23 protein-coding genes, 1 tRNA gene and 2 riboswitches are annotated in these 25,692 nt (G+C 68.7%); of the genes, 10 read left to right on the top strand and 14 right to left on the bottom strand.

What is annotated here, in order from left to right; all coding sequences use genetic code 11:
• Window positions 1-92: 92 nt before the first annotated feature.
• The 6 genes from gcl (at window position 93) to ypfJ (ending at window position 7,956) form a co-directional block, all read left to right on the top strand.
• On the top strand, window positions 93-1,883 hold the full coding sequence (gene gcl, locus M1D55_RS10050; RefSeq protein WP_456282117.1) for a glyoxylate carboligase: 1,791 nt from the start codon (window positions 93-95) through the stop codon (window positions 1,881-1,883).
• 94 nt (window positions 1,884-1,977) lie between these two features.
• Window positions 1,978-2,760, top strand: coding sequence for a hydroxypyruvate isomerase (hyi, locus tag M1D55_RS10045; RefSeq protein WP_456282116.1), 783 nt, complete (start codon window positions 1,978-1,980; stop codon window positions 2,758-2,760).
• A 152-nt stretch (window positions 2,761-2,912) separates the two neighbouring features.
• Entirely contained in the window at window positions 2,913-3,827 is a 915-nt protein-coding gene (gene glxR / locus M1D55_RS10040) for a 2-hydroxy-3-oxopropionate reductase (protein ID WP_149317512.1), read from the top strand.
• A 153-nt stretch (window positions 3,828-3,980) separates the two neighbouring features.
• Window positions 3,981-5,291, top strand: coding sequence for a glycerate kinase type-2 family protein (locus M1D55_RS10035; protein ID WP_456282115.1), 1,311 nt, complete (start codon window positions 3,981-3,983; stop codon window positions 5,289-5,291).
• A 164-nt stretch (window positions 5,292-5,455) separates the two neighbouring features.
• Window positions 5,456-6,925 (top strand): pyruvate kinase, encoded by a 1,470-nt coding sequence (pyk, locus tag M1D55_RS10030; protein ID WP_456282114.1) that lies wholly within the window; start codon window positions 5,456-5,458, stop codon window positions 6,923-6,925.
• Between the two features lie 161 nt (window positions 6,926-7,086).
• Complete coding sequence (gene ypfJ, locus M1D55_RS10025) at window positions 7,087-7,956, top strand: KPN_02809 family neutral zinc metallopeptidase (protein WP_006579708.1); 870 nt, start codon at window positions 7,087-7,089, stop codon at window positions 7,954-7,956.
• A gap of 172 nt (window positions 7,957-8,128) precedes the next feature.
• On the opposite strand, the gene M1D55_RS10020 is transcribed toward ypfJ, so the two are convergent.
• The 3 genes from M1D55_RS10020 to M1D55_RS10010 form a co-directional block, all read right to left on the bottom strand.
• Window positions 8,129-8,482, bottom strand: coding sequence for a hypothetical protein (locus M1D55_RS10020; RefSeq protein ID WP_456282113.1), 354 nt, complete (start codon window positions 8,480-8,482; stop codon window positions 8,129-8,131).
• Between the two features lie 273 nt (window positions 8,483-8,755).
• Window positions 8,756-9,175, bottom strand: coding sequence for a nucleoside diphosphate kinase regulator (rnk, locus tag M1D55_RS10015; RefSeq protein ID WP_023265197.1), 420 nt, complete (start codon window positions 9,173-9,175; stop codon window positions 8,756-8,758).
• Between the two features lie 585 nt (window positions 9,176-9,760).
• Window positions 9,761-10,204 carry a Cd(II)/Pb(II)-responsive transcriptional regulator gene (locus M1D55_RS10010; protein ID WP_006579711.1) on the bottom strand — a complete coding sequence of 148 codons (444 nt, stop codon included), beginning with the start codon at window positions 10,202-10,204 and terminating at the stop codon, window positions 9,761-9,763.
• 260 nt (window positions 10,205-10,464) lie between these two features.
• Between M1D55_RS10010 and M1D55_RS10005 the strand changes: the two genes are divergently transcribed.
• Window positions 10,465-10,908, top strand: coding sequence for a hypothetical protein (locus M1D55_RS10005; protein WP_456282112.1), 444 nt, complete (start codon window positions 10,465-10,467; stop codon window positions 10,906-10,908).
• 103 nt (window positions 10,909-11,011) lie between these two features.
• Complete coding sequence (htpX, locus tag M1D55_RS10000; protein ID WP_006579120.1) at window positions 11,012-11,890, top strand: protease HtpX; 879 nt, start codon at window positions 11,012-11,014, stop codon at window positions 11,888-11,890.
• Window positions 11,891-11,921: 31 nt separating this feature from the next.
• Here htpX and M1D55_RS09995 read toward each other — a convergent pair whose 3' ends face one another.
• From M1D55_RS09995 to M1D55_RS09970, 6 genes are all read right to left on the bottom strand, one after another.
• Entirely contained in the window at window positions 11,922-12,989 is a 1,068-nt protein-coding gene (locus tag M1D55_RS09995; RefSeq protein WP_456282111.1) for a GlxA family transcriptional regulator, read from the bottom strand.
• A gap of 83 nt (window positions 12,990-13,072) precedes the next feature.
• Window positions 13,073-14,275 (bottom strand): MFS transporter, encoded by a 1,203-nt coding sequence (locus M1D55_RS09990; protein WP_456282110.1) that lies wholly within the window; start codon window positions 14,273-14,275, stop codon window positions 13,073-13,075.
• Between the two features lie 232 nt (window positions 14,276-14,507).
• The gene (arfB, locus tag M1D55_RS09985; RefSeq protein WP_006579117.1) at window positions 14,508-14,906 is read right to left on the bottom strand and encodes an alternative ribosome rescue aminoacyl-tRNA hydrolase ArfB; all 399 of its coding nucleotides are present in this window, start codon (window positions 14,904-14,906) and stop codon (window positions 14,508-14,510) included.
• Window positions 14,907-15,008: 102 nt separating this feature from the next.
• On the bottom strand, window positions 15,009-15,704 hold the full coding sequence (locus M1D55_RS09980; RefSeq protein WP_456282109.1) for an MOSC domain-containing protein: 696 nt from the start codon (window positions 15,702-15,704) through the stop codon (window positions 15,009-15,011).
• A gap of 207 nt (window positions 15,705-15,911) precedes the next feature.
• Window positions 15,912-16,601, bottom strand: coding sequence for a helix-turn-helix transcriptional regulator (locus M1D55_RS09975; RefSeq protein ID WP_053822817.1), 690 nt, complete (start codon window positions 16,599-16,601; stop codon window positions 15,912-15,914).
• A 37-nt stretch (window positions 16,602-16,638) separates the two neighbouring features.
• Complete coding sequence (locus M1D55_RS09970; RefSeq protein WP_006577973.1) at window positions 16,639-17,013, bottom strand: VOC family protein; 375 nt, start codon at window positions 17,011-17,013, stop codon at window positions 16,639-16,641.
• Window positions 17,014-17,185: 172 nt separating this feature from the next.
• Between M1D55_RS09970 and M1D55_RS09965 the strand changes: the two genes are divergently transcribed.
• Complete coding sequence (locus tag M1D55_RS09965; protein WP_064574707.1) at window positions 17,186-17,914, top strand: class I SAM-dependent methyltransferase; 729 nt, start codon at window positions 17,186-17,188, stop codon at window positions 17,912-17,914.
• 6 nt (window positions 17,915-17,920) lie between these two features.
• On the opposite strand, the gene M1D55_RS09960 is transcribed toward M1D55_RS09965, so the two are convergent.
• Window positions 17,921-17,996, bottom strand: a tRNA-Arg gene (locus M1D55_RS09960).
• Between the two features lie 363 nt (window positions 17,997-18,359).
• Between M1D55_RS09960 and M1D55_RS09955 the strand changes: the two genes are divergently transcribed.
• On the top strand, window positions 18,360-19,280 hold the full coding sequence (locus M1D55_RS09955; protein WP_456282108.1) for a c-type cytochrome: 921 nt from the start codon (window positions 18,360-18,362) through the stop codon (window positions 19,278-19,280).
• A gap of 97 nt (window positions 19,281-19,377) precedes the next feature.
• Here the strand turns inward: M1D55_RS09955 and hemN are convergent, their stop codons facing one another.
• The 4 genes from hemN to M1D55_RS09935 form a co-directional block, all read right to left on the bottom strand.
• The gene (hemN, locus tag M1D55_RS09950; RefSeq protein WP_456282107.1) at window positions 19,378-20,919 is read right to left on the bottom strand and encodes an oxygen-independent coproporphyrinogen III oxidase; all 1,542 of its coding nucleotides are present in this window, start codon (window positions 20,917-20,919) and stop codon (window positions 19,378-19,380) included.
• A gap of 159 nt (window positions 20,920-21,078) precedes the next feature.
• Entirely contained in the window at window positions 21,079-22,164 is a 1,086-nt protein-coding gene (locus tag M1D55_RS09945) for an ATP-binding protein (RefSeq protein ID WP_456282106.1), read from the bottom strand.
• A 4-nt stretch (window positions 22,165-22,168) separates the two neighbouring features.
• Window positions 22,169-22,927, bottom strand: coding sequence for a response regulator (locus M1D55_RS09940; protein WP_456282105.1), 759 nt, complete (start codon window positions 22,925-22,927; stop codon window positions 22,169-22,171).
• A 140-nt stretch (window positions 22,928-23,067) separates the two neighbouring features.
• Window positions 23,068-25,152 (bottom strand): UvrD-helicase domain-containing protein, encoded by a 2,085-nt coding sequence (locus tag M1D55_RS09935; protein ID WP_023265003.1) that lies wholly within the window; start codon window positions 25,150-25,152, stop codon window positions 23,068-23,070.
• A gap of 208 nt (window positions 25,153-25,360) precedes the next feature.
• Window positions 25,361-25,457: riboswitch (glycine riboswitch) on the top strand.
• 21 nt (window positions 25,458-25,478) lie between these two features.
• Window positions 25,479-25,626: riboswitch (glycine riboswitch) on the top strand.
• The last annotated feature ends 66 nt before the right edge of the window (window positions 25,627-25,692 follow it).

The raw sequence follows: 25,692 nt of genomic DNA, 5'->3' as shown, positions 1-25,692 counted from the left end.
ATGGAATCAACTGATCTCTCTTCCCTTTATCGCCGCGCCAAGGCGGTAATAGGATCGACTCCAACGGAAATTCATCACCATTGGAGACAGACATGCCGAAGATGAGAGCAGTGGACGCGGCGGTGGCCGTGCTGGAAAAGGAAGGCATCACCGTGGCGTTCGGCGTACCGGGCGCGGCCATCAACCCGTTCTATTCGGCGATGCGCAAGACCGGCTCGATCGACCACTACCTGGCGCGCCACGTCGAGGGCGCCTCGCACATGGCCGAGGGCTATACGCGCGCCGAGGCCGGCAATATCGGCGTCTGCATCGGCACCTCGGGCCCGGCCGGCACCGACATGATCACCGGGCTGTATTCGGCCTGGGCCGACTCGATTCCCATCCTCTGCATCACCGGCCAGGCCCCGCGCGCCCGCCTGTACAAGGAGGACTTCCAGGCCGTCGATATCGAATCGATCGCCAAGCCGGTGACCAAGTGGGCCGTGACCGTGCGCGAGCCGGCGCTGGTGCCGCAGGTCTTCCAGCAGGCGTTCCACCTGATGCGTTCGGGCCGTCCGGGTCCGGTGCTGATCGATCTGCCGTTCGACGTGCAGGTCGCCGAGATCGAGTTCGATCCGGAAACCTACCAGCCGCTGCAGCCGTACAAGCCGGCCGCGTCGCGCGCGCAGATCGAGAAGGCGATCGCGATGCTGAACGCCTCGGCCAAGCCGCTGATCGTCTGCGGCGGCGGCGTGATCAACGCCGATGCGGCGGACCTGCTGGTCGAGTTCGCCGAGCTGGTCAACGTGCCGGTGGTGCCGACGCTGATGGGCTGGGGCGTGCTGGCCGACGATCATCCGCTGCAGGCCGGCATGGTCGGGCTGCAGACCTCGCACCGCTACGGCAACGCGAACCTGCTGGCGTCCGACTTCGTGATGGGCATCGGCAACCGCTGGGCCAACCGCCATACCGGCAGCGTCGACGTCTACACCAAGGGCCGCAAGTTCGTGCACGTCGATATCGAGCCGACGCAGATCGGCCGCGTGTTCGGTCCGGACCTGGGCATCGTCTCCGATGCGAAGCTGGCGCTGCAGCAGTTCGTCGAGGTCGCCCGTGAAATGAAGCAGGCAGGCCGGCTGCCGTGCCGCAAGGCCTGGGTCGCCGAGGTGCAGAAGCGCCGCCGCACGATGCATCGCAAGAGCGATTTCGACAACGTTCCGGTCAAGCCGCAGCGCGTCTATCGCGAGATGAACCAGTACTTCCCGCGCGACGTGCGCTACGTCAGCACGATCGGCCTGTCGCAGATCGCCGCGGCGCAGTTCCTGTCGGTCAACCAGCCGCGCCACTGGATCAACTGCGGCCAGGCGGGCCCGCTGGGCTGGACCATTCCGGCCGCGATCGGCGTCAAGGTCGCCTCGCCCGAATCGGACGTGGTGGCGATCTCCGGCGACTACGACTTCCAGTTCATGATCGAGGAGCTGGCGGTGGCGGCGCAGTTCAAGGTGCCGTACATCCACGTGCTGGTCAACAACTCCTACCTCGGCCTGATCCGCCAGGCGCAGCGCAATTTCGAGATGGACTACTGCGTGCAGCTGGCCTTCGACAACATCAACGCGCCGGAGCTCGACGGCTATGGCGTCGACCACGTCAAGGTGGTCGAAGGCCTGGGCTGCAAGGCGATCCGCGTGTTCAAACCCGAGGACATCGCCCCGGCCTTCGCCGAGGCGCGCGACCTGATGGCCCAGTTCTCGGTGCCGGTGGTGGTCGAAGTGATCCTGGAGCGCGTGACCAATATCGCGATGGGTACCGAGATCGACAACATCAACGAGTTCGAGCCGATCGACGATCGCGTCGACGAGGAAGCCGACACGGCGATCCTGACGGAAGAAGCGGAAACGGCCTGACGCGCGCGCAGGCGGACGCGGGCCGATGCATCGGCGTGCCGTCCGCCGCCCTCGGGCCGTAACGACATCACCACCCAGACTGTTGGAGACACCCATGCCGAAACTGGCTGCCAACCTGACCATGCTGTTCAACGAGGTCGGTTTCCTCGACCGCTTCGAAGCCGCCGCGCGCGCGGGCTTTCGCGGCGTCGAGTTCCTGTTCCCCTATGCCTTCCATGCCGATCAGATCGCCGATCGGCTCAACCGCTTCCAGCTCGACCTGGTGCTGCACAACCTTCCGGCAGGCAAGTGGGAAGCGGGCGAGCGCGGCATCGCCTGCCATCCGGACCGCGTCGGCGAATTCCAGGACGGCGTCGGCGACGCGATCCAGTACGCCAAGGCGCTGGGCGTGCAGCAGCTGAACTGCCTGGTCGGCATCCTGCCGCAGAACGTCAGGCGCGAGCAGGCGCAGGAGACGCTGGTCGAGAACCTGCGCTTTGCCGCCCGCAAGCTGGCCGCCGAGAAGATCGACCTGCTGATCGAGCCGATCAATACCTTCGACATCCCGGGCTTCTTCCTGTCGCGCACGCAGCAGGCGCTCGATCTGATCGACCAGGTCGGCGAGCCCAATCTGTACGTGCAGTACGACATCTATCACATGCAGCGGATGGAAGGCGAGATCGCCGCGACGCTGAAGGCCAACCTGCCGCGCATCAAGCATGTGCAACTGGCTGACAACCCGGGCCGCAACGAGCCGGGCACCGGCGAGCTGAACTACGGCTTCCTGTTCGGCTGGCTCGACCAGATCGGCTACACCGGCTGGGTCGGCTGCGAATACAAGCCGCGCACGACTACCGAGGCGGGACTGGGCTGGCGCGCGCAGTTCGGCGTGCAGTAAGTGGGGGCTGGTACGAACCTCCACGGCAGGCCGTAGGGCTCCCCTCTCCCCCTCGCGGGAGAGGGGAGAAGCCCCCTGCGAGCGGACGGTCCAAGCACTGCCCCAACAATCGGATCCGATTTCTTCCATCACCAAATCCAAGGAGACTCACCATGGCAAACCAACGCAACGTCGGCTTCATCGGCCTGGGCATCATGGGTGCGCCGATGGCCGGCCACCTGCGCGCGGCCGGCCACACGCTGTTCGTCCATGACGTCAATCCCGCGCCGCAGGCGCTGGTCGACGCTGGCGTCACGGTCTGCACCAGCGCCGAGGAGGTCGCCAAGCGCGCCGACATCGTGATCATCATGGTGCCCGACACCCCGCACGTGGAAAGCGTGCTGTTCAGCGAGAAGGGCGTGGCCGCCGCGCTGAAGGCGGCCGGCAAGGAGGCCTCGCACAGCAAGATCGTGGTCGACATGAGCTCGATCTCGCCGATCGCCACCAAGGACTTCGCGGCGCGCATCAACAAGCTGGGCGCGGCGTACCTCGACGCGCCGGTGTCGGGCGGCGAAGTGGGCGCGAAGGCGGCCACGCTGACCATCATGGTCGGCGGCCCGGCCGAGGCCTTCGAGGAGGTCAAGCCGCTGTTCGAGCTGATGGGCAAGAACATCACGCTGGTCGGCGGCAATGGCGATGGCCAGACCACCAAGGTCGCCAACCAGATCATCGTCGCGCTGAACATCCAGGCCGTCGCCGAGGCGCTGCTGTTCGCCTCGAAGGCCGGCGCCGATCCGGCCAAGGTGCGTCAGGCGCTGATGGGCGGCTTCGCCTCGTCGCGCATCCTCGAAGTGCACGGCGAGCGCATGGTCAAGCGCACCTTCGATCCGGGCTTCCGCATCGAGCTGCACCAGAAGGACCTGAACCTGGCGCTGCAGGGTGCCAAGGCGCTGGGCGTGGCGCTGCCGAACACCGCGACCGCGCAGGAGCTGTTCAACACCTGCGCCGCCAATGGCTTCGGCAAGCAGGATCACTCGGCGCTGTGCCGCGCGATCGAGCTGATGTCGAACCATACGATCGCGAAGTAAGCCGCCGGCCGGGGGCGCTACCGGCGCCCTCGTCCTGGCCAACCCTGGCGTCGTCCCCGCGAATGCGGGGACCCAGTGACTTCGGAAGCCGCTGGGTTCCCGCGTTCGCGGGAATGACGTGTCGATATCCGCCCAAGCTCATCCCGCACCGCCATGTATTCCGATTCCCACGCCGCCCTGCTGACGCCGCCGCGTCGCGACAGTCTTGCCGATCCGCGCGCGCTGCTGCGCGAGCTGTTCGATACAGCGGTTGCCGCGGTCAGTCCGGGCCAATGCCTGCCGCCGCAACTGCCGCCACCGTCCAAGGGCCGTACCGTGGTGATCGGCGCGGGCAAGGCCGCCGCGTCGATGGCGCAGGCGGTCGAGGCCAACTGGCAGGGCGAACTGTCGGGACTGGTGGTCACGCGCTACGGGCACGGGGCATCGTGCTCGCGCATCGAGGTCGTCGAGGCCGCGCATCCGGTGCCCGACGCCGCGGGACAGCAGGCCGCGCAGCGCATGGTCGAACTGGTCAAGGGACTGAGCGCCGACGACCTGGTGCTGTGCCTGATCTCGGGCGGCGGCTCGGCGCTGCTGGCGGCGCCCGCGCCGGGGCTGACGCTGGCCGACAAGCAGGCCGTCAACAAGGCGCTGCTGCGCAGCGGCGCCAATATCGGCGAGATGAACTGCGTGCGCAAGCATCTGTCCGCGCTCAAGGGCGGCAGGCTCGCGCTGCAATGCGCGCCCGCGCGCGTCGAGACGCTGCTGATCTCCGACATTCCGGGCGACGATCCGACGCTGATCGCCAGCGGCCCGACGTTGCCCGACGCCACCACCTGCGCCGATGCGCTGGCGGTGATCGACAAATACGGCATCGAGGTGCCGGCGGCCGTGCGCGCGCATCTGGAGAGCGGCGCCGGCGAAACGCCCAAACCCGGCGACGCGCGCTTCGAAGGCCATCGCAGCGTGACGCTGGCCACCGCGCAGCAGGCGCTGGAAGCCGCCGCCGCGCGTGCGCGTGCGCTCGGCATCGAGGCCCATATTCTCTCGGATTGCATCGAGGGCGAGGCGCGCGAGGTCGCGCTGGTGCATGCGGCGCTGGCGCGCCAGGTGTCGCAGCGCGGCCAGCCGTGGCGCAAGCCGTGCGTGCTGCTGTCGGGCGGGGAGACCACCGTGACCGTGCGCGGCAATGGCCGCGGCGGACGCAACGCGGAATTCCTGCTGTCGCTGGCGGTGGCGCTCGACGGCCTGCCCGGCGTGCATGCGATCGCCGCCGACACCGACGGCATCGACGGCTCGGAGGACAACGCCGGTGCGCTGCTGTCGCCCGACACGCTCGAGCGGGCCGCCGCGCGCGGCGTGTCGGCGCGGGCGCGCCTGGCCGACAACGACGGCTACGGCTTCTTCGCCGCGCTCGACGATCTGATCGTCACCGGGCCGACGCGCACCAACGTCAACGACTTCCGCGCGATGCTGATCCTCTGACGATGGCCCTGCGACGCCGCCGCGCCTGCCGGGAACGACAACCACAACAGCAACGGTATCGAATCGCAATCGGCACGCTGACGTGCCGGATCCCTCCGCATCAATGCGAACAACGCGATCACTGCGAACACCGCACCACTGCAATCACCGCAACAGGAGACACCATGAGACGCCAGCGCAAAGCCAAGATCGTTGCCACGCTGGGACCGGCGAGCACCGATATCGCGGTGATCCGGCAGCTGTTCGAGGCCGGCGCCGACGTGTTCCGGCTGAACTTCAGCCACGGCACGCACGAGGACCATCGCCAGCGCTATGACGCCGTGCGCCAGGTCGAGGCCGAGACGGGCCGTCCGATCGCGGTGCTGGCCGATCTGCAAGGACCGAAGCTGCGCATCGGCACCTTCGCGGTCGGCAAGGTCGCGGTCAAGGCCGGCGATCCGTTCGTGCTCGACAGCGATCCGACCCCGGGCGATGCGACGCGCGTGCATCTGCCGCATCCGGAGCTGTTCCGCGTCGCCGCGCCGGGCCAGTCGCTGCTGATCGACGACGGCAAGGTGCAGCTGCGGATCGAGTCGGTGTCGGCGGGCAGCATTACCACGCGCGTGGTCAATCATGGCACGCTGTCGGACCGCAAGGGCGTCAACGTGCCCGACGCGGTGATCCCGATTCCCGCGCTGACCGACAAGGACCGCCGCGATCTCGAGTTCGCGCTGTCGCTCGGCGCCGACTGGATCGCGCTGTCGTTCGTGCAGCGTCCCTCGGACATCGTCGAGGCGCGCGAGATCATCGGCACGCGCGCCGGCGTGCTGTCGAAGATCGAGAAGCCGGCCGCGCTGCAGCAGCTCGACGAGATCGTGCGCGTGTCCGACGCCGTGATGGTCGCGCGCGGCGACCTCGGCGTGGAACTGCCGCCCGAGCGCGTGCCCGGCGTACAGAAGCGCATCCTGCGCGTGTGCCGGCAGCTCGGCAAGCCGATCGTGATCGCCACGCAGATGCTCGAATCGATGATCGATTCGCCGGTGCCCACGCGTGCCGAGGCGTCCGACGTCGCCAGCGCGATCTACGACGGCGCGGATGCCGTGATGCTGTCGGCCGAGTCGGCCAACGGCCGCCACCCGGTGCCCGCGGTCGCGATGATGAACCGCATCATCACCGAGGTCGAACGCGATCCGCTCTATCGCAATCTGCTCGACGCCCAGCACGAGGCGCCGCTGTCGACTCGGCAGGACGCGATCTGCGCCGCGCTGCGCGAGGTCACGCAGATCATCGGCGCGGCGGCGACGGTGGCCTACACGTCGTCGGGCGCCACCGCGCTGCGCGCGGCGCGCGAGCGGCCGTGCGCGCCGATCGTCAGCATCACGCCGCATGTCGAGATCGCGCGGCGGCTCGCGCTCGCCTGGGGCGTCCATTCGACCGTCAGCCCGGACGTGCAGAGCGTCGACGAGATGGTCGATGCGGCGACGCGCGCGGCGCTGGCCGAGGGCTATGCCCAGCCGGGCGACCAGATCACCATCGCGGCCGGCATGCCGTTCGGCCAGGGAGGCACCACCAATCTGCTGCGCGTGGCCGAGGTCGGCGGCACCAGGGTGCCGGCCAGCGTCGCGGCCGAGGCTGCCAGCGCCGTGCCCGCGTAACCGTGCCCGCGTAACCGGGCCCGCATAACCGTGCCCGCACAAGCCGGGGCGCCCTCCCCGCAATCCCGCGCGGTGCCGCCATTGCTATACTTGGCGGCACTTTGCGGCCGGGCGCCTTTGCCCGTTTCCCGTGGCCGCGACCCTGAACCAGCGGAGCCACCATGCGCCTTGACGACGAAGCCGAAAGCCAACATGTGGAAGACAGGCGAGGCAGCAGAGGCTTCGGCGCCGGCCGCAAGACGATCGGCATCGGCACGATCCTGGTCGCCCTCGCCGCCTCCTACTTCTTCGGCATCGATCCGACCGTGATCATGCAGGGCGCCTCGGTGCTGCAGCAGTCCGAGGCGCCGCAGCAGCAGGCCACCCAAGGCCCGCCCGCCACCGACCCGATGTCCGTGTTCGTCCGCAAGGTGCTCGGCAGCACCGAGCGCACCTGGTCGCGGTTGTTTGAAACCGAGCTGAACCGGCGCTACGAGCCGCCGACGCTGGTGCTGTTCACCGGCGCGACGCAGACCGCCTGCGGCATGGGCCAGTCTGCGATGGGCCCGTTCTATTGCCCGGCCGACCAGAAGGTCTATATCGACCTGGCGTTCTATGACGAACTGCGCAAGCGCTTCGGCGCGGCGGGCGACTTCGCCCAGGCCTATGTGATCGCGCATGAGGTCGGCCACCACGTACAGCACCTGCTCGGCGTGGCCGACAAGGTGGACAGCGCGCGCCGCCGCATGGGCGAGGCCCAGGCGAACCAGCTGTCGGTGCGGATGGAACTGCAGGCCGATTGCCTGGCCGGGGTCTGGGCCGCGGCCGCGCAACGCGCCAACCAGCAGTTGCTCGAACCCGGAGATATCGAAGAAGGGCTGCAGGCCGCCGCCGCGATCGGCGACGACCGTCTGCAGCGCCAGTCGCAAGGCTATGTCGTGCCGGAAGCCTTCACGCACGGCACCAGCGAGCAGCGGGTCCGCTGGCTGCGGCGCGGACTCGAATCGGCCGATATCGGCCGCTGCGACGCGTTCGCGGCGCGCCAGCTGTAACGGCCAGCGCGCTCGGCAGGCAACGGACTGCGGAATAAAAAACACCCACCCGGAGAGAGAGAGAAGGAGGAAAGGAGGTCAACCGGGCAGGTGGGAGATAAACCGGTGTGGCCGGCGCGCTTGCCTGGGGGTGGCCTGGGATGGCTACCCGTGGCGCGGCGCCGGCCCGGCGTCAGACGCGATAGCCGTACAGCGAGCCGTCGCCGCTGCGGGCGTTGTCCAGCGAGCTGGCGGCAATCTCGCCGCTCGGCGCACGGGCGCCCTCGCTGAAGCTGTCGAACTGGCCTTGGCGGGTGCCTTCGCTATAGGGATCGAACTTGCCCTGGCGCGCGCCTTCGCTGAAGGTATCGAACTTGCCCTGGCGGGCGCCGTCGGTGAAGGTGTTGAACTTGCCGGCGCGCAGCGCATCGGCGTAGACGTCGAACTTGCCGACCTTGCTCGAGGTGGCGGGTGCGGCCACGGCGACCGCCGAGGTCGCAGCGACGATGACGGCCAATGCGCCGCGGATGATACGGCTGGTGATCATTTGGGACTCCTTCAACTGAGCTTTATTTGTGTGTCAGCTACCTGCTGCCCCTGAGCGATCTATGTCGCCATGTGAGCACGGGTTGAAGGTTAGTCCCTGGCCTTTCGGCCACAAATGGGGCTGCGACGAACGGTGAGTTGTGCGCCGTGAAACGACAACTTGGCGGAATCAGCGGCGCCCCGCGCGAGGCGCCGCCGCCGGGCCGCCGGCGCCTTACAACGCGAAGTACCGCGCCAACTGCAGCGCCAACTGCAGCGCCAACTGCAGCGCCAACTACAGCGTGAACTGGCCGTTCGCCTCGGGCTGATAGGACAGCTCCAGCACCGTCACCCGCTGCTCGCGGCCGTCCGGCAGCCGATAGCTAACCGTCTCGCCGGCGCGGGCGCCCAGCAGCGCCTGGCCAACCGGCGAGAACACCGAGATCCGGCCCGCCTCAAAGTCGGCGTTGTCCGGGTACACCAGCGTCCACTGGCGCGGCGCCGGGTCGCCTTCCAGCGCGCAGCGCACCGACGAGTTCATCGTCACCACGTCCTGCGGAATCGCCTCGGGCGGCACGATCGCCGCACGGGCCAGGATGTCGTCCAGCATCTCGGCGATGCCATTGGCGGGGGCCCGGCTGGCGATGCGCTCCAGTCGGGTCACGTCGAGTTCGGTCAGGTACAGCGTGGGCTGCAGCGAAGCGGATGCGGTCATGGCGGCTCCTGTATGGTGCGCGCGCCTGGGCGCGCTTGTCTGGCTTGTCTGTTGGATTCGGCCGGATCGGCGTCCGCGCGGCGATGGTGCCGGTGGACGCCCGGCGTGCGGCTACTGCGAGCGGCGCGCGTGGCGGGAAAACGATCCGGAAAAGGAGGCTCGGGCCCGGTTCGGCTGGCCCGGCGCGACTGCGGTGCGGCTAGGCTGGGAACCGGGCGGGATCAAGCGGGGCGGGGATTCGGCGCGTGATCCGGCGGGAAGGGACGGCGGCCAGACCGGCCGCCATACGGGGTGCGCGCATCAGCGGTGCGCGCATGCGGGCCGCGTTCGCAATCTGCCGCGCCACGCGCACGCCGGCCAGCCGGGCAAGGCGGCGGGCCTGGGCGAACGAGACGAAGCGGCGAGCGAACATCGGCAAGGGGTGCGGTTTGGGAATGCGGCGCCGTGGCCGCGGTCCCGAAAGTCGTAGTTCGGAAGCTAAAACCGGCTGCTCAAAAAAAAAAAGCGGGCGCGACGAATCGCGTGACCGGTTAGCGGGATGCTAGCACAGCACCGGCAAAGTGGCTCGGCCCGGACCGCCGCGGCTCAATGCGGATGGCCGGCTTCGGTGCGGTGGCACTCGCAAGGTCCGCCGCCGGCCGCCTGCTGCAGGTTCTGCAGGATGCCGCATTCGCTGGCGCGGTGGCCTTCCTCGCAGGTGTGCCGCAGCGCCCGCAACTGGCTCTCCAGCGCCTCCAGCGCGAGCCGCTGCGCGTGGATCTGCTCGATCTGCCGGTCCAGCAGCGAATTGATGCCGTCGCAGGCCGCGCTCGGATCGCGCGCGAAATCGCGCAGCCGGCGCACGTCGGACAAGCTCATGCCGAGCGAGCGGCAGTGGCGCACGAAGTTCAGCTGCACCAGATGGGCGTCGCCGTAGCGGCGATAGCCGTTGTCCTCGCGCTGGGGCGCATCGAGCAGCCCTTCGCGCTCGTAGTAGCGGATCGTCTCCGCATCGCAGCCCGACTGGCGGGCGAGTTCTCCGATTCTCATGATCCCCACCTTGTAGCGATTACAGGGTTTTCAAGGGGCAGTGTAGTGCAGCGGTGTGCGCTTTGCCTTTGACCCGGTGCCTGCAATGGTCTCTGGTCCTCGGTGGTGCTCCGAAGCCGCTGGGCCCCCGCCTTCGCGGGGGCGACGGGAACGGACCGATTTCCCGCCCGAATGGCGCGTTCGCATCTCGGGTAGAATCGCCCAACCGGGTCGGCCCGAGAAGCTGGCCCGGATCGCTTTCGATACCCCACGCGAACCTCGTGCTGCGCTCCGCCACCTTCGTGCGATCGCTGCAGCGACTGCTCCGGCTGTCGCTGTTGCCGCTGCTGCTTGCCCTGCTGCCGCTGCATGGCTGGGCAGGCGCCGGCATGCCCGCAGGCGGCGTGGCCACACACGCGACCGAATCGGTCGAGGCCGCCAAGGCGATCGACGTCGTCGCGACCATCGACACGGTACTGGCCGGCGCTTCGGATCTGTTGAGCGCCACCGCCGACCCGGCATCGGACTGCGGCGCGCCCGCGCCCTCCCCGTTCGCCGATGCCGGCGAAGCCGCGCCGTCCGGCGCCGATCTGGCCGAACAGCTGCTGCTTCCCTCGGCGCCCGCCATGACCGATGCCGGCGGCCGCACCGGCCCGCCCGCCTACGCCGCGCTGCGGCTGCCCGAACCCGACCTGCCACTGCTGCCGCGCCCGCCGCGCGGCTGAATCCCGGCCGTCCGCGCCGATCCCGAACCCGAAGCCCCGCGAGCCTTCGCGGGCCTTCGCCATGCGGCCCTGTCCGCGCCTTTTCCCTGTTGACTGAACCAAGATGAAACGCGTCCTGCTTTTCCTGGCGACCAACCTCGCCGTCATGATCGTGCTGAGCATCACTGCGAGCCTGCTCGGCGTGAATCGCTTCCTGACCGCCAACGGCCTGAACCTCGGCATGCTGCTCGCCTTCGCCGCGCTGATGGGCTTCGGCGGCGCCTTCATTTCGCTGCTGATGTCCAAGACCATCGCCAAATGGTCGACCGGCGCGCAGGTGATCACCCATCCGAGCACCAGCACCGAACTGTGGCTGGTGCAGACCGTCGAGAAGCTGGCGCAGCGCGCCGGCCTGCCGATGCCCGAGGTCGCGATCTACGAGGGCGAACCCAATGCCTTCGCCACCGGCGCGACCAAGAACAGCTCGCTGGTGGCGGTGTCGACCGGCCTGCTGCAAAGCATGTCGCGCGAAGAGGCCGAGGCCGTGCTGGCGCACGAGGTCGCGCACGTGGCCAACGGCGACATGGTGACGCTGACGCTGATCCAGGGCGTGGTGAACACCTTCGTGATCTTCCTCGCCCGCGTGGTCGGCTACTTCGTCGACTCGATGCTGCGCCGTAACGACGAGGAATCGAGCGGCCCCGGCATCGGCTACATGGTCACCGTGATCATCTGCGAAATCGTGTTCGGCATCCTCGCCAGCATCATCGTCGCGGCGTTCTCGCGTTATCGCGAATTCCGCGCCGACGCCGGCGCCGCCCGCCTGATGGGCACGCCGTCGCCGATGGTGGCGGCGCTGCGCCGCCTGGGCGGCATGGAAGCCGACGGCCTGCCGCAGAACATGCAGGCGATGGGCATCTCTGGCGGCAAGTCGTGGATGGCGCTGTTCTCCAGCCATCCGCCGATCGAGGCCCGCATCGCGGCGCTGCAAGGCACCCGCTGAAACCGATCCGCGCAGACCGGCCGCGGCCGCATCAGGCGGCCGCGTTCACCGGTTCCCGCGGCGCCCCGGTCTGCGTCTGCGTTTGCGTCGACTGCGCGCGGAACGCGGCGCGATAGCGTTCCGGCGTGGTGCGCAGATGGCGCAGAAAGGCCTGCCGCATGCCGTCGGCACTGCCGAATCCCGCCATGCGCGCCACCGTCTCCAGCCGGCGGTCGCTCTGTTCGAGCGTCCGCCGCGCCGCCTCGACCCGCTGCGTCTCGACGTAGCGGGCCGGCGTCTGCCCCACCTGCCGCGCGAACACCCGCGCGAAATTGCGCGGGCTCATCGACACACGCTCGGCCAGCGCGCCGACCGACAGGTCCGCGTCCAGATGGTCTGCGATCCATCCCTGCAAGTCCCTCAGTTCCGGACTCTGCGCCGCCTGCGCCTGCAGCGCGCTGGAGAACTGCGCCTGGCTGCCCGGCCGCCGCAGGAACAGCACCAGTTCGCGCGCCACCGCCAGCGAGACCGCGTGACCCAGATCGTCCTCGACCAGCGCCAGCGACAGGTCCATGCCCGCGGTGACGCCGGCCGACGTGTACAGGCGCCCGGCCTGGATCCAGATCGGATCGGCATCGACCATCACGCGCGGATGCCGCCGCGCCAGTTTCTCGGCATGGCGCCAGTGCGTGGTGGCGCGCTGCGTATCGAGCAGCCCGGTGCGCGCCAGCACGAAGGCGCCGGTGCACACCGCGCCTAGCCGTCGCACGCGCGGTGCCATCTCCCGCAGCCAGTGGATCAACGCGGCGTTGTCGGCCGCCGCCGCGTGCCCGGCGCCGCCGGCCAGCAGCAGCGTGTCGACTGGGCCCGGCAAGGCCTCGGCGATCCGGTGAAATGGCGCGTCGGCCAGCAGCCGGATGCCGCTCTCGGTACGGATCACCGCGTCGTCGCTGACGCTGGCGATGCGGATCTGATAGGGCGGATTGGGCCGCCCGGACAGCCGGTTGGCCTGCCCGAACACCGCCGTGGGGCCGGTGACGTCGAGCTCCTGCGCCGGGTCCGGGGCGACGATCAACACCACGCGCGGCGTGTCCGAGACGGAATGCAGATGGCTGGGCATGGGCTTGGTGGGCTTGGTGGGCTTCCTTGGCGAACGCGGCAAGGCCCTCGCCAGAGCGAGCGTGAAGGCCGGTATGCGGCCGATCATACCGGTGCGAGCGCCCGGCTGCGCCGCTGCCAGCCCAGCGTGATCATCAGCGCCACGGCCAGCGCCGGCAAGGCCGCCAGGTTCACCGCATCCCAGCCGTAGTGGTGCAGGATCTGGCCCGCCGCCAGCGTCGCGGCGGCGGTCAGCACCGCGGTCGAGAACTCGGCCACCGCCTGCGTCCGCGCCCGCTCCGCATCGCGATAGCTGCTGGTCAGCAGGGTCGTGCCGCCGACGAACATGAAATTCCAGCCCACGCCCAGGCAAAGCAGCGCGGCATAGAACGCGGGCAGCGAGGTCGAGGCCAGCGCGATCACGCTGGACAGCGCCGACAGCCCGATGCCGGCCATCAGCATCGCCGGATTGCCGAAGCGCTGCAGCAGCCAGCCCGACACGAAGGACGGCGCGTACATGCCGACCAGATGCCATTCGATGATCTGCGCGCCCTGCGCGATCGTGTGGTTGCAGGCGACCGCGGCGATCGGCGTGGCCGTCATCACGAACATCATCACCGCGTTGCCGATGCCGTTGTTGGCGAAGGCCGCCAGGAACACCGGCTGGCGTACGATCTCTCCCAGCGGGCGCGCGGGCAACTGGGACTCCGGATTGCTCCCGGCCGGTGGCGGAGGCGGCTCGCGATAGGCAAAGGCCAGCAGCAGCACCGTCGCCACGCCGAAAGCCGCCACCACGGCATAGGAACCGGCGAACGGCAGCGGGCTCATCAGGTCGGTCGACCAGGCGGCGATCGCCGGGCCGCAGACCGCGGCCACCACGCCGCCGGTCAGCACGGCCGAGATCGCGCGCGGCTTGTCCGCGGCCGGCGCGGCATCGGCGGCGGCCAGGCGATAGAAGCGCGCAAAGGCCTGGAACACGCCGACCAGCGCGGTGCCGGCGCAGAAGGCCAGGAAATCGTGGCGGGCGATGGCCCAGACCGAGATCAGGCCGCCCGCGGTGCAGGCGATGCCGCCCAGGCAGAAGGCCAACCGCCGCCCGAGCCGCTCGATCAGAAAGGCCGCCGCGATCGCGGTGACCGCCGATGCGACCGTGATCAGTGCGAACGGCACGGTGGCCAGCGCCTTGTCGGGCGCCAGCGTGTAACCGACCAGTCCGGTCAGCGTCAGGTCGACGGACAGGGCGGACGTGAACAGCGCCTGGCAGATCGCCAGCACGCGGGCATGGGTCATCGGGGTCATCGGCTTCATCGGGACTTCCTCGGCTTCTGTGGATTGGCAGGGATGCCACCGAGCTTAAAAGTCCCGCGAGCTGGCCTTCGGACAACGATCCGTGGATTTCTGCCAAGCGGCCGGACCAGGGGCGCGAGGCGACGAGGGATGCGAGGAATGCGAGGGATGCAAGGTACGCGAGGGCGCCGCGGTGCGAGCGGCGCAGGTCCCAGGGCGAGAAGACGAGAGGGCGAAGGCGCGCGCCGCCGCCCTACTCCGCCACCCGGCCGCGCAAGGCCTTGATCTGGCTGCGCTGCGTCTTGCCCTCCAGCCGCCGCAGCTTCGACGCGAACGTCGGCCGCGTCGGTCGACGCACCGGCGGCGGCACCGCCACGCTGTCGACCAGCTCGTGCAGCCGCCGGACCGCTTCGTCGCGGTTCAGTTCGAGACTGCGGTGTTGCTGCGCCTTGATCACGATGACGCCGTCACGGGTAATGCGATGGTCGTGCAATTGCAGCAGGCGCTGCTTGTGGTCGTCGGCCAGCGAGGACGCGCGGACGTCGAAACGCAGATGCACCGCGTTCGATACCTTGTTGATGTTCTGCCCGCCCGCCCCCTGCGCGCGGATCGCGGTGATCTGGTACTCGTGGTGGGGGATGGCGACGGGCATGGTCGGTCAACTTGGGGTGGGGCGGCGCGCTTCAAGGTCAGTCCGGCGCGCTTCGGGCAAAGTTCCGACGGCCGGAGCGGCCGGACTCCGCGATGCGCGCGGCTATCCCCGCAGTCTTGGGGTCCAGTCCTCGATTGCCCCGCTCTGGCGGCGGCGCTCGAACAGCCGCCGCCACGAATCGACCAGCGGCAAGGCCAGTACCGCGTCCAGCAGTTCCGGATCGGTCTCGCGGTCGCGCACCAGGCCGGCCAGCCGCGCCACCGACCAGTCGGCATGCGGCCGCTCCAGCAGCACCGCGGCATCGCCAGCCCGCAGTGTGCCCGGCTCCAGCACGCGGAAATACCAGCCGATGCGCAGGCTCTGCTGCACCAGCGCCGACATGTCTTCGCGGCCGAACCGCACGTTCAGCTTCCAGCATGGCTGCCGCGGTTGCGACAGCTGCAAGGTGGCCGAGCCGATCCGCCAGATGTCGCCGATGCAGACGCCATGCTCGTCGCCGCCGGCCCAGCTCAGGTTCTCGCCGAATGCGCCGGCGCGCTCCAGCACCGGCAAGGGGCCGATGTCGTGCCGCCAGCTGGCGTAGTGCTGCCACGGATAGCAATGGACCGCCTTCTCCGGCCCGCCGTGGATGCGGCGGTCGCCCTGTTCGTCGCCGTGCAGCCCCAGCGTACCCACCGCGACGGGAGCGCAGAGGGGATGCTTGTCGATCGCGCTCTGCTTGCCGGGCTTGCTGGGTCCGCCATAAGGCTTGGCGGTGCCGGTCAATACCTCGCGGATCGTGACCTGGGACGGGCTCACGGCTGACTCTCCTGAACGGGATGGATATAGGCCGACGCCGGCGGGACGCCGGCGTGCATCGAGCCGGCAAGTGTAGCGCCGAACACAGGAAGGCTGCCGGGGTACGGCACGCTCCTCAGCAAGCGGTGGCCTTCGCCGCCTTCAGCAAGCCGTCCAGCGAGCGGTCGGGCGTCTGGTGGAGAACGCTGCCGGGGCGCCGCATGCCCCTCAGTAACCGGTCGCCTTGACGGCCTTCAGGAAGCCGTTCAGCGAACGGTCGGGCGTCTCGTGGAAACGGTCGTCCAGCATGCGGATCGCCCGGCAGCGATCCAGGCGAAAGCTGCGATAGTCCTCGCGCGCGGTGCACCAGGCGGCCAGCAGCCAGACATTGCCCCAGAAGAACAGGCCCAGCGGCTGCACCACACGTTCCGTGAGCCGCTGCTGCGCGTCGCAGTAATCGAGCCGCAGCAGCCGCTGCTCGCCCATGGCGCCGTGGACGACGTCGAAGGCCTCGCGAACCTTGCTGTCGTGCATATAGGCCGGCGCGAAGACCCGGCTCTGCTGCGCCGACAACCGGCGCGTCGGTGGCAGCGCCGCCACCAGCTTCTCCAGCGCCGGATCGGCCGCGGCGGCGAGCGCGCCCCCGCCCCAGGCCTTCAGCATCCTCAGCCCCGCCACCAGCGCCTCGACTTCGATCCCGGAAAACATCAGGGGCGGCACGTCGAAGTCCGCCCGCAGCCGATAGCCGATCCCGGCCTCGCCTTCGATCGGCACGCCGGAAATCGACAGCGCCTGGATGTCGCGATAGACCGTGCGCTCCGACACGCCCAGCCGCTGCGCCAGCAGCGCCGCCGTGGTCAGGCGGCGGCCGCGCAGGACCTGGACGATCTGGAACAGGCGGTCGGCGCGGCGGCTCATGAGCGTGGGTCGGACAGAGGCACGGTCAAAGGCACGGTCAGCGGTTGGCCGGCACGGGCTCGTGCAGGCCGATCTTGTTGCCTTCGCTGTCGATGATGTGGGCGATCCGTCCGATCTCGTCGGGCAGCTCCATCGGACCGAACACGGTCTTGCCACCCGCGCCGGCCACGCGTGCCAGCAGGTCGTTGAGCGCCGGCGTATGCAGATAAGGCAGGCTGCCCTCGGTACTCGGCTTGAACCCCTCGCCGGCCACCAGCGCGCCACCGGAATGGGAATGCGGAAAGATTGCCATGTCGATCTCGCTCATCGTTTCCCGGCGCAGCTTCGTCTCGAATACCCGCTCGTAGAACTGCACGGCGCGCGCCATATCGACGACAGGAATCTCCAGCCAGTTGATCAGAACGTTTTGCATGATGCCACCTCGGTGGTCGTTGAAGGAGACCGCAGTTTGCGAGGGGGCTGCTGACAGCGTGGTGTCAGGAGGCACGATGTTGGCCGGCATCCGGGTATCCGGAAGGCGGGGCGGAGACATCGACGGTACTAAACTAGCCTAGCGCGAATGCGACGATATCTGGGTCTCCATCATGGCGCAGAACATTTACGACAATCCGGATTTCTTTATTGGCTACAGCCAATTGCCTCGCCAAATCCATGGCCTCGACGGGGCGCCCGAGTGGCCGGCCATACGAGCCATGCTGCCCGATTTGACAGGTAGCCGTGTCGTCGACTTCGGCTGTGGCTTTGGCTGGGCAACGAGATGGATGCGCGAGCAAGGCGCAGCTTCGGTTCTTGGGCTGGATATCTCCGAGAACATGCTAACGCGGGCAAGAGCGGACACGACGGATCCGAACATCGAATATCGGATCGCAGATATCGAGACGGTGGAGTTACCCGAGTCGGCTTTTGATTTCGCCTACAGCGCGCTGACGTTCCACTACATCAAGGACTTCGAACGTCTGGCCCGGATGATTTATCGGGCCCTGGCGCCGGGCGGCAGCATGGTGTTCACGATTGAACATCCCATCTTCACGGCTGCCGCCGATCCACGCTGGATCGTCGACGGGGACGGCCGCAAGACGTGGCCGGTCAATCGTTATTCGGTCGAGGGGGAACGCCGGACCTACTGGTTTGCGAAAGGCGTGTTGAAGTACCACCGGACCATCGCCACCACGCTCAATACGCTGATACGAGCCGGATTTACGGTCCAGGACGTCGAAGAATTCGCTCCCTCCGCGGAACAGATCAGATTGAATCCCGGGCTGGAAGAGGAAATCGAGAGGCCGATGATGCTTCTCGTCGCCGTAGCGAGATAGCGTGATTGGCGCGCCCGGCTGGGATCGAACCAGCAACCCCTGCCTTCGGAGGGCAGTACTCTATCCATTGAGCTACGGGCGCACGAGAGGCGGCGGGAGCCGCGCGGTCGACTGCGGCGAATGCCGTCGTCGGAAAGTCGCATAGGATACCGTGTTTGCCGTGGCGCGTCCATGCCGGCGCACGTTTTCTCCAGCCCTACGGGTTTCGTCCGAGGCGCTTTTCGCGCCATCGGGAGGGGCTTTGCGGCTATAATCGCCCGTTATTTGCGCAAAAGCGGGGCTGCGTCTCGTCCACTCGGACGGCGCGCCAGGCGGCATGGGGTGTGGCTGTCAGGCTCGGCAGACTCGAAAGCGCGGAGGGGGCGGCAGTCAGGCCCAGACACGGACCAACGAAAGGCCGCCAAGCGGAGCGGTCACGGGTTTCCTGCAAAATCGAGAGTTCAGCATGAGCGACGTCCATAACGAACACGAGTCTCCCATCAAGACCCCGAAGCAGCTGATCGCTGTGGTGATTGCCGCCTTCGTGGTGCCGATCACCGTGATCATCCTGCTGGTCAGCTTCGTCGGTTACGGTGGCCCGGAAGGCGCCGGCTCCACCGATACGGCGGAAGCGGTGGTTGACCGCATCAAGCCGGTTGCCTCGCTCGAACTGCGCGATCCCAATGCCCCCCGCGTCTACAAGACCGGCGAACAGGTCTATACCGCCGTCTGCGCGGCCTGCCACGCCACCGGCGCGGCTGGTGCGCCGAAGTTTGGCGCCGCCGGGGACTGGAGCGCCCGCCTCGGCCAGGGCCACGACGGCCTGCTGAAATCGGTGATCGCCGGCAAGGGCGCGATGCCCCCGCGCGCCGGCACCTCGCCGGACGATTTCTCCGATTACGAACTGGACCGTGCGATGGTGCATCTGGTCAACTCGGCCGGCGGCAAGCTGCAGGAGCCTGCCGCGCCCGCGCCGGCCGCAGCGACCACCGCTGCGGCTTCGGAACCCGCCGCACCGGCGGCTGACGCTGCGGCGGCCGCTCCGGCTCCTGCTCCTGCCGCCGCTGCACCAGCGGCACCGGCCGCTCCGGCTCCGGCAGCCGCTGCACCGGCTCAAACGACGGCTGCAGCCCCGGCCGCCGCGTCGGCGGAAGTCGGCAAGCGTGTCTACGATCAGGTCTGCGCCGCGTGCCACGCCGCCGGCGTTGCCGGTGCGCCGAAGGTCGGCGACAAGGCCGCCTGGGCGCCGCGCATCAAGGAAGGCATGGACGCCATCCACAACTTTGCGCTGAAGGGCAAGGGCGTGATGCCGCCGAAGGGCGGGTACGCCGGCCCCGACGCCGACGTGATCGCGGCGGCGGACTACATGGTCAACGCGTCGAAGTAAGGCTGCGACACCGGGGCGCCAGCGCGGCGCCCGACTCCGCAGCACAAAAAAGCCAGCGGCATGCCGCTGGCTTTTTTACGTCTGCCGTTCGGCCGCGCTATACCACACGCGAGTATCGGGGCGTCGGCGCCGCCCCGGAGCGGGATGTCGGCGGCATCCGCAGCAGCGGGTGCGCCACCGCCTGTTCAGAAACGGGATCCGACTCGGTTGTGGGTTGCGCCGCGGCCGTCCTGTCGTCCCGCAGGTAGCGATCGAACACCATGGCCACGCGTCGCACCAGCAGCCGTCCCAGCGGCGTCACGTCGATCCGCTTATCGGATATCCGCACCAGCCCCTGCTCCGCGAGCGACGCCAGCTCGGCGCGCTCGGCGGCAAACCTGGCGTCGAAGTCGATGCCGTGCCGCCGCGCGACCGCCGCAGTATCGAGTACGCCGTGGCACATCAGCGCGCCGATGATGTCCTTGCGCAGCCGGTCGTCGGCGTCGCATCGATGGCCGCGCAGCACGGGCAGCCTGCCGGCATCGAGCGCGCCGTAGTACTCGTCCAAAGTACGCGCGTTCTGCACGTAGCGGCCGGCCACCGCGCCGATCGCCGAGATGCCGAAACCGAGCTGGTCGTGACCGGCGTGGGTCGCATAGCCCTGGAAGTTGCGCTGCAGCCGTCCTTCGCGCTGGGCGCGGGCCAGCGCGTCGTCCGGCAGCGCGAAGTGGTCCATGCCGATATAGACATAGCCGGCCGCGGTCAGCCGCTCGATGGCCGAAACCAGGATGTCCAGCTTTTCGCCGGCCGACGGCATCGCGGCCTCGTCGATCCGCCGCTGCGGCTTGAAGACATGCGGCAGATGCGCGTAGCTGTACAGCGACAGCCGGTCGGGCCGCATCTCCAGAACCCGGTCGATGGTGGCGCCGAAGCGGGCCGTGCTCTGGTGCGGCAGGCCGTAGATCAGATCCATGCTGACCGACAGTAAACCGAGCCGCCGCGAGGCGGCCACCACGCGGCGGGTGTCCTCCACCGGCTGCACGCGATGGATCGCGGCCTGCACCTGGGAATCGAAGTCCTGCACGCCGAGGCTGACGCGATTGAAGCCCAGCTCGGCCAGCAGCGCCATCCGTTCTTCGTCGACGCGGCGCGGATCGATCTCGATTGAATGCTCGCCGTCCGCGCGCAGATCGAAGTGCCGATGCAGTGCGGCCATGACCTGCCGCATTTCGGCGGGATCGAGGAAGGTCGGCGTACCGCCGCCCCAGTGCGATTGCACCACGGGCCGGCGCTCGCCCAGGCGGGCTGCCACCAGCGCCATCTCGCGCGCCAGATAGCGGACATAGCGCGCACTGCGGCCGTGATCGCGCGTGATGATCTTGTTGCAGCCGCAGTAGTAGCAGATGTTCTCGCAGAAGGGGATATGCAGGTAGAGCGACAGCGGCGCGTCGGCGCCCCCTGCCCGGCAGTCGTCCAGCGCCGACAGGTACGCGTCCTCGCCGAAGCCGGCATGGAAGCGATCTGCGGTGGGATAGGACGTGTAGCGCGGTCCGTTGACGTCGATCCGCTCGGCGAGGGCGCGGAAATCGGCGAGGTCGGAGCGGCGGATGACGGAGTCGGGAGCGGCGGCGGGAGCGGAATGGAGGGGGGTCGTTGCCATGCTGCGGCCTTTTGAGGAATCCGCTTCGATGCTAGCCAGATCGGCACGCGCCGGACTTGACCGACATCAAGCCCGACGCATCGAGCCCGGCGCGGAGCCTTCGGCGCAACACCCTTGCGCCGAAGGCTGCAGCCAAACCACCGTGGCGGAGTTACCGGCTTACTCCCGCGGCAGCGTCACCGTCGCCCGCAAACCGCCTTCCGGCCGGTTCTCCAGCATCAGTTCGCCGCCATGGCGCGCCACCGCGTCGGCGGCGATGGCCAGGCCCATGCCGACGCCGCCGGTGGCCCTGCTGCGCGAGGACTCGATGCGGTAGAACGGCTCCATCACGCGCCCCAGTTCGTCCGGCGGAATGCCGGGGCCATCGTCGTCCACATCGATGACGACCTTGTCCGGCGCATCGGTCAGCGTCACGCGGGCGCCGCCGCCATAGCGGTGCGCGTTCTCGATCAGATTGACCAGCGCGCGGCGCAGCTCGGCCGGATAGACTGCCAGCGGCTGCGCCGAGCCGCTGCACGAGACCTGCTGGCCCAGTTCCATCGCATCGTCGACGACGGCCTGCACCAGCGCGGCGATGTCGACGCGCTGGCGCGGGCCGACGGCGCCTTCGCGCTCGCGCAGATAGCCGAGCGTGGCATCGATCAGCGCGTTCATCTCGGCGAGGTCCTGACGCAACCGCCGGCTCGTGTCGGCATCGTCTAGCCGCTCGATGCGCAAGGCCATCCGGGTCAGCGGCGTGCGCAGATCGTGCGAGACCGCGGCCAGGAAGCGAGCCTGCTGCGCCAGCTGGGTCTGGATCCGTTGCTGCATGCGATTGAAGGCGCGCGCGGCCTCGCGCGCCTCGTTCGGTCCGCCCTGTTCGTCGAGCGGTGGCGCGTGGACGTCCTGGGTCAGCCTGCCGGCGCCGCGCGCGAGCTGCTGCACCGGGCGCGCCAGCACGCGCGCACCCACCCAGGAGGCGGCCACGATCGCGGCGAACTGGAACAGCATGCCGAATGGCGGTGGCCTGCCCGGACCGGGCGGGCCTGGGGGACGCGGTGGGCCCGGCGGCGGACGCTGGCCCTCGTGCGCCGGTGCGGCGGGCCGGTCGGCGGTACCACCGACGGCGTGGCTGCCGTGCCGGGGACCGTGCCGCGGAAACACGCTCTCCACCACGGTCACGCCGAGGATATGCACCGCAACCATGATCGCCGCCATCGCGACGAACAGGCGCACGAACATCGTGTCGAAGCGACGCGCCGCCACAGGCTCAGCCCTGCACGCTGGCGGTAAAGACGTAGCCCTCGCCGCGAACCGTGCGGATCAGGCCGGGCTCGCGCGGGTCCTCGCGCAGCTTCTGCCGCAGCCGCGACACCAGCAGGTCGATGCTGCGATCGAACAGATCCAGTTCGCGGCCGCGCGCCAACTGGATCAGCCGTTCGCGATCGAGGATCTGCTGCGGATGGTCAAGAAAGGCCAGCAGCAGCCGGAATTCCGCGTTCGACAGCGGCACCACGGTATCGTCGCGGTCGACCAGCTGGCGCAGCACCGTATGCAGGCGCCAGTCGCCGAAGCGCAGTTCGACCCGGGCGCGAGCTGCCGCACAAGGGCCGGCCCGCATGCCGCGCTCGCCGCCGCGGCTGCGCCGCAGCACCGTATGGATGCGGGCGACCAATTCACGCATTTCGAAGGGCTTGGTGACGTAGTCGTCGGCCCCCACCTCCAGGCCGACCACGCGATCGGCCAGCTCCGCCCGCGCGGTCAGCATGATCACCGGCAGATCGCCCTGCTCCCGCAGTTCGCGGCACAGCGCCAGGCCGTTCTCGCCCGGCAGCGACAGGTCGAGGATCACCAGGTCGTAGGCTTGGGCGGCCAGCGCGGCCCGCATGGCGGCGCCGCCTTCGACGCCGTCCGCAGCGATGCCGAAGGTCGACAGGTAGTCGGCAAGCATCGTGCGGATTTGCGCGTCGTCATCGACGATCAGCAGGCGGATTGCCGCGGGCGCGGCATCGGGAAGACTCAGGTCCATCGAGGAGGAAGGGAAGAAGCGGTGTGCCGCGGCGCCGAGCGGCCTCGGCGATCCGGCACTGTAGCAGCCCGATGTTGCAGGCCCTTGGCCGCTTTGTATCGGCGCTGATACGAAAGGCCGCGCGTACCCGGCGCTGCGCTTCAGCCGGCCGCGGCCTTGGTGCCGAGCAGCGCCTTCAGTCCCGCCAGCCGGTCCTTCGGGCTCATCGCCGGCGTCTCGTCCTTCGGTGCCGGGGCTTCCTCGAGCTTCATCTCGCCGATGAAGCGCGACGGCTGGCACGAGTAGGTGTCGCGCGCGCGCTTGCGCTTCTTGCACCAGCTGATATGCAGGCTGCGCTGCGCGCGCGTGATGCCGACGTACATCAGGCGCCGCTCCTCCTCGATCTTCTCGTCGCTCAGGTCCTCGTCCTCGCGGCAATGCGGCAGGATGCCCTCCTCCACGCCGACCAGGAACACGTGCGGATATTCGAGGCCCTTGGACGCATGCAGCGTCGACAGCCGCACCGCATCCGGATCCTCCTCGCGGCCCTCGAGCATGCTCATCAGCGCGACCGTCTGCGTCAACTCCAGCAGGTTCTTGCCTTCGTCGCCGAAGCCGTCGGCGGTGTCGAAGCCGGTCGCCTCGCCGTCCGCGGCCTCCGGCTTGGTGCCCTTGCGCTTGAGCCAGTCGAGGAATTCCAGCGTATTGGTCCATTTGGCCTGGGCCTGGCGCTCGTCGAAGGTGTCGTACAGATAGGCTTCGTAGTGGATGCCTTCCATCAGATCGTCGAGCACCTCGGTGGCCGGATCGCGCGCGGCACGGTCGGCCAGCCGCACCATCGCCTCGCAGAAGGTGCGCAGCGGCTCCAGCTGGCGCGGCTGCAGCTTGCCTTCGATGCCGCCCATCATCGCCGCCTCGAACAGCGACACCTTGGCCTGCCCGGCGAAGGTGCCCAGCACCTCCAGCGTGGTATTGCCGACCCCGCGCCGCGGCGTGGTGACCGCGCGGATAAAGGCCGGATCGTCGTCGGGATTGGCGATCAGCCGCAGATAGGCACAGATGTCCTTGATCTCGGCCTTGTCGAAGAAGCTCTGCCCGCCGGACAGCACATACGGGATGCGCTCGCGGCGCAGGATCTGCTCGAACAGCCGCGCCTGGTGGTTGCCGCGATAGAGGATCGCGTAGTCGCGGAACTGCGCGCGCCGCTCGAACTTGTGCGCCGACAGCTTGAACACCACCGACTCGGCCTCGTGCTCCTCGTCGTTCATCGGCGTCACGGTGATCGGGTCCCCCATGCCGTGCTCGCTCCACAGCGTCTTGTCGAACAGCTTGGGGTTGTTGGCGATCACCGCATTGGCGGCCTGCAGGATGCGCACCGTGGAGCGATAGTTCTGCTCGAGCTTGATGACCTTCAGGTTCGGGAAATCGGTCTGCAGCAGGCGCAGATTGTCCAGCGTGGCGCCGCGCCAGCCGTAGATCGCCTGGTCGTCGTCGCCGACCGCGGTGAAGGCGGGCGCGCGCAGATGCGAGCCGCCGGCCAGCAGCTTCAGCAGCTGGTACTGGCAGGCGTTGGTGTCCTGGTATTCGTCGACCAGGAAGTAGCGCAGCCGGTTCTGCCACTTGAGCCGCACGGTTTCGTCGCGTGCGAACAACTCGGCCGGCAGCCGGATCAGGTCGTCGAAGTCGACCGCCTGGTACGCCGCCAGCGTGGCGACGTAGTTGCGGTAGATCAGCGCGGCCTGGTGCTGGTCGGCGTCGGCGGCCTCGGCGATCGCGGTCTCGGGATCGACCATGCCGTTCTTCCACAGCGAGATCGTGCTCTGCACGCTGCGGATCAGCTTCTTGTCGGTGGTCGCCAGCTGCTCCTGGATCAGGCCGAAGCAATCGTCGGCGTCCATGATCGAGAACTGCGGCTTCAGGCCCAGGTGCTCGGCCTCGGCACGCAGGATCTGCACGCCCAGCGAGTGGAAAGTACAGACGGTCAGCTGGCGCAGCGGGATGCGCTTGCCGTCCCGGGTCTTGCCCTCCATCAGCTTGGCGATCCGCTCCTGCATTTCCTTGGCGGCCTTGTTGGTGAAGGTCACCGCGGCGATGTGGCGGGGCTCGAACCCCTTGTCCTCGATCAGATGCGCAATCTTCTGCGTGATCACCCGGGTCTTGCCCGAACCCGCGCCGGCGAGCACCAGGCAGGGGCCGTCCAGATAGCGGACGGCTTCGGATTGGGCGGCGTTCAGTCCGTGGGTCATCGGTCGGGGGCGGAGTTCGGGTACGGCAGGAGGTCGGACCGCACCGCGAGGGAGGCGGGCCGCAGGCGCGACGCGTTCGGGCACGGGTCGCGGATGGATCAAAGCGGGCGATGTTAACACGGGGGCGGGTCCGGCCGAGCCACCAGAACCGTGGCCTGCAACGCGCCGCTCTCGCGTTGACAGCCGGCAGGCCTGCGGTTAGAGTCGCGCCATCCGTCCGGGAGAGCGCGCGACAGACCATTCACTCGCGCCGCCGAAGGGGAATCACCCGAAAACTCTCAGGCACCATGGACCGGGCGGATCGGCATGCAGCATGCACACGATGTATGCCGAACTCTGGAGAGCGACACCCGCCATTCATCAATTGAATGATGAGCGTGTCCACCGAAGGGGCGCACGGCGGGGCCGGCGGGTTCGAAGCGAACCGCAGGACCAGTCCGTAATCTCTCAGGTATCGAGGACAGAGGGGGTCATCCGTCGCGACGGTTCCAACGAGCCGTGCGACGGATGACCCTTTTTTGTTTGGCGCGCCGCGCGCGC

It is taken from the genome of Cupriavidus sp. JZ107, assembly GCF_053903255.1.
Note: the sequence above shows the minus strand (reverse complement) of the source record. Positions and strands in the feature narration are given on the sequence as shown.

What these genes read in the sequence shown, in the direction of transcription:
- M1D55_RS10020 (WP_456282113.1), bottom strand. Translation starts at nt 8,482, where the DNA reads ATGATCACCAGCCGTATCATCCGCGGCGCATTGGCCGTCATCGTCGCT.
- M1D55_RS09995 (WP_456282111.1), bottom strand. Translation starts at nt 12,989, where the DNA reads ATGCCCAGCCATCTGCATTCCGTCTCGGACACGCCGCGCGTGGTGTTG.
- M1D55_RS09965 (WP_064574707.1), top strand. Translation starts at nt 17,186, where the DNA reads ATGGCGCAGAACATTTACGACAATCCGGATTTCTTTATTGGCTACAGC.
- M1D55_RS10035 (WP_456282115.1), top strand. Translation starts at nt 3,981, where the DNA reads ATGTATTCCGATTCCCACGCCGCCCTGCTGACGCCGCCGCGTCGCGAC.
- ypfJ (WP_006579708.1), top strand. Translation starts at nt 7,087, where the DNA reads ATGCGCCTTGACGACGAAGCCGAAAGCCAACATGTGGAAGACAGGCGA.
- hyi (WP_456282116.1), top strand. Translation starts at nt 1,978, where the DNA reads ATGCCGAAACTGGCTGCCAACCTGACCATGCTGTTCAACGAGGTCGGT.
- M1D55_RS09955 (WP_456282108.1), top strand. Translation starts at nt 18,360, where the DNA reads ATGAGCGACGTCCATAACGAACACGAGTCTCCCATCAAGACCCCGAAG.
- arfB (WP_006579117.1), bottom strand. Translation starts at nt 14,906, where the DNA reads ATGCCCGTCGCCATCCCCCACCACGAGTACCAGATCACCGCGATCCGC.
- hemN (WP_456282107.1), bottom strand. Translation starts at nt 20,919, where the DNA reads ATGGCAACGACCCCCCTCCATTCCGCTCCCGCCGCCGCTCCCGACTCC.
- pyk (WP_456282114.1), top strand. Translation starts at nt 5,456, where the DNA reads ATGAGACGCCAGCGCAAAGCCAAGATCGTTGCCACGCTGGGACCGGCG.
- rnk (WP_023265197.1), bottom strand. Translation starts at nt 9,175, where the DNA reads ATGACCGCATCCGCTTCGCTGCAGCCCACGCTGTACCTGACCGAACTC.
- M1D55_RS09990 (WP_456282110.1), bottom strand. Translation starts at nt 14,275, where the DNA reads ATGAAGCCGATGACCCCGATGACCCATGCCCGCGTGCTGGCGATCTGC.
- M1D55_RS09940 (WP_456282105.1), bottom strand. Translation starts at nt 22,927, where the DNA reads ATGGACCTGAGTCTTCCCGATGCCGCGCCCGCGGCAATCCGCCTGCTG.
- htpX (WP_006579120.1), top strand. Translation starts at nt 11,012, where the DNA reads ATGAAACGCGTCCTGCTTTTCCTGGCGACCAACCTCGCCGTCATGATC.
- M1D55_RS09970 (WP_006577973.1), bottom strand. Translation starts at nt 17,013, where the DNA reads ATGCAAAACGTTCTGATCAACTGGCTGGAGATTCCTGTCGTCGATATG.
- gcl (WP_456282117.1), top strand. Translation starts at nt 93, where the DNA reads ATGCCGAAGATGAGAGCAGTGGACGCGGCGGTGGCCGTGCTGGAAAAG.
- M1D55_RS09975 (WP_053822817.1), bottom strand. Translation starts at nt 16,601, where the DNA reads ATGAGCCGCCGCGCCGACCGCCTGTTCCAGATCGTCCAGGTCCTGCGC.
- glxR (WP_149317512.1), top strand. Translation starts at nt 2,913, where the DNA reads ATGGCAAACCAACGCAACGTCGGCTTCATCGGCCTGGGCATCATGGGT.
- M1D55_RS10010 (WP_006579711.1), bottom strand. Translation starts at nt 10,204, where the DNA reads ATGAGAATCGGAGAACTCGCCCGCCAGTCGGGCTGCGATGCGGAGACG.
- M1D55_RS09935 (WP_023265003.1), bottom strand. Translation starts at nt 25,152, where the DNA reads ATGACCCACGGACTGAACGCCGCCCAATCCGAAGCCGTCCGCTATCTG.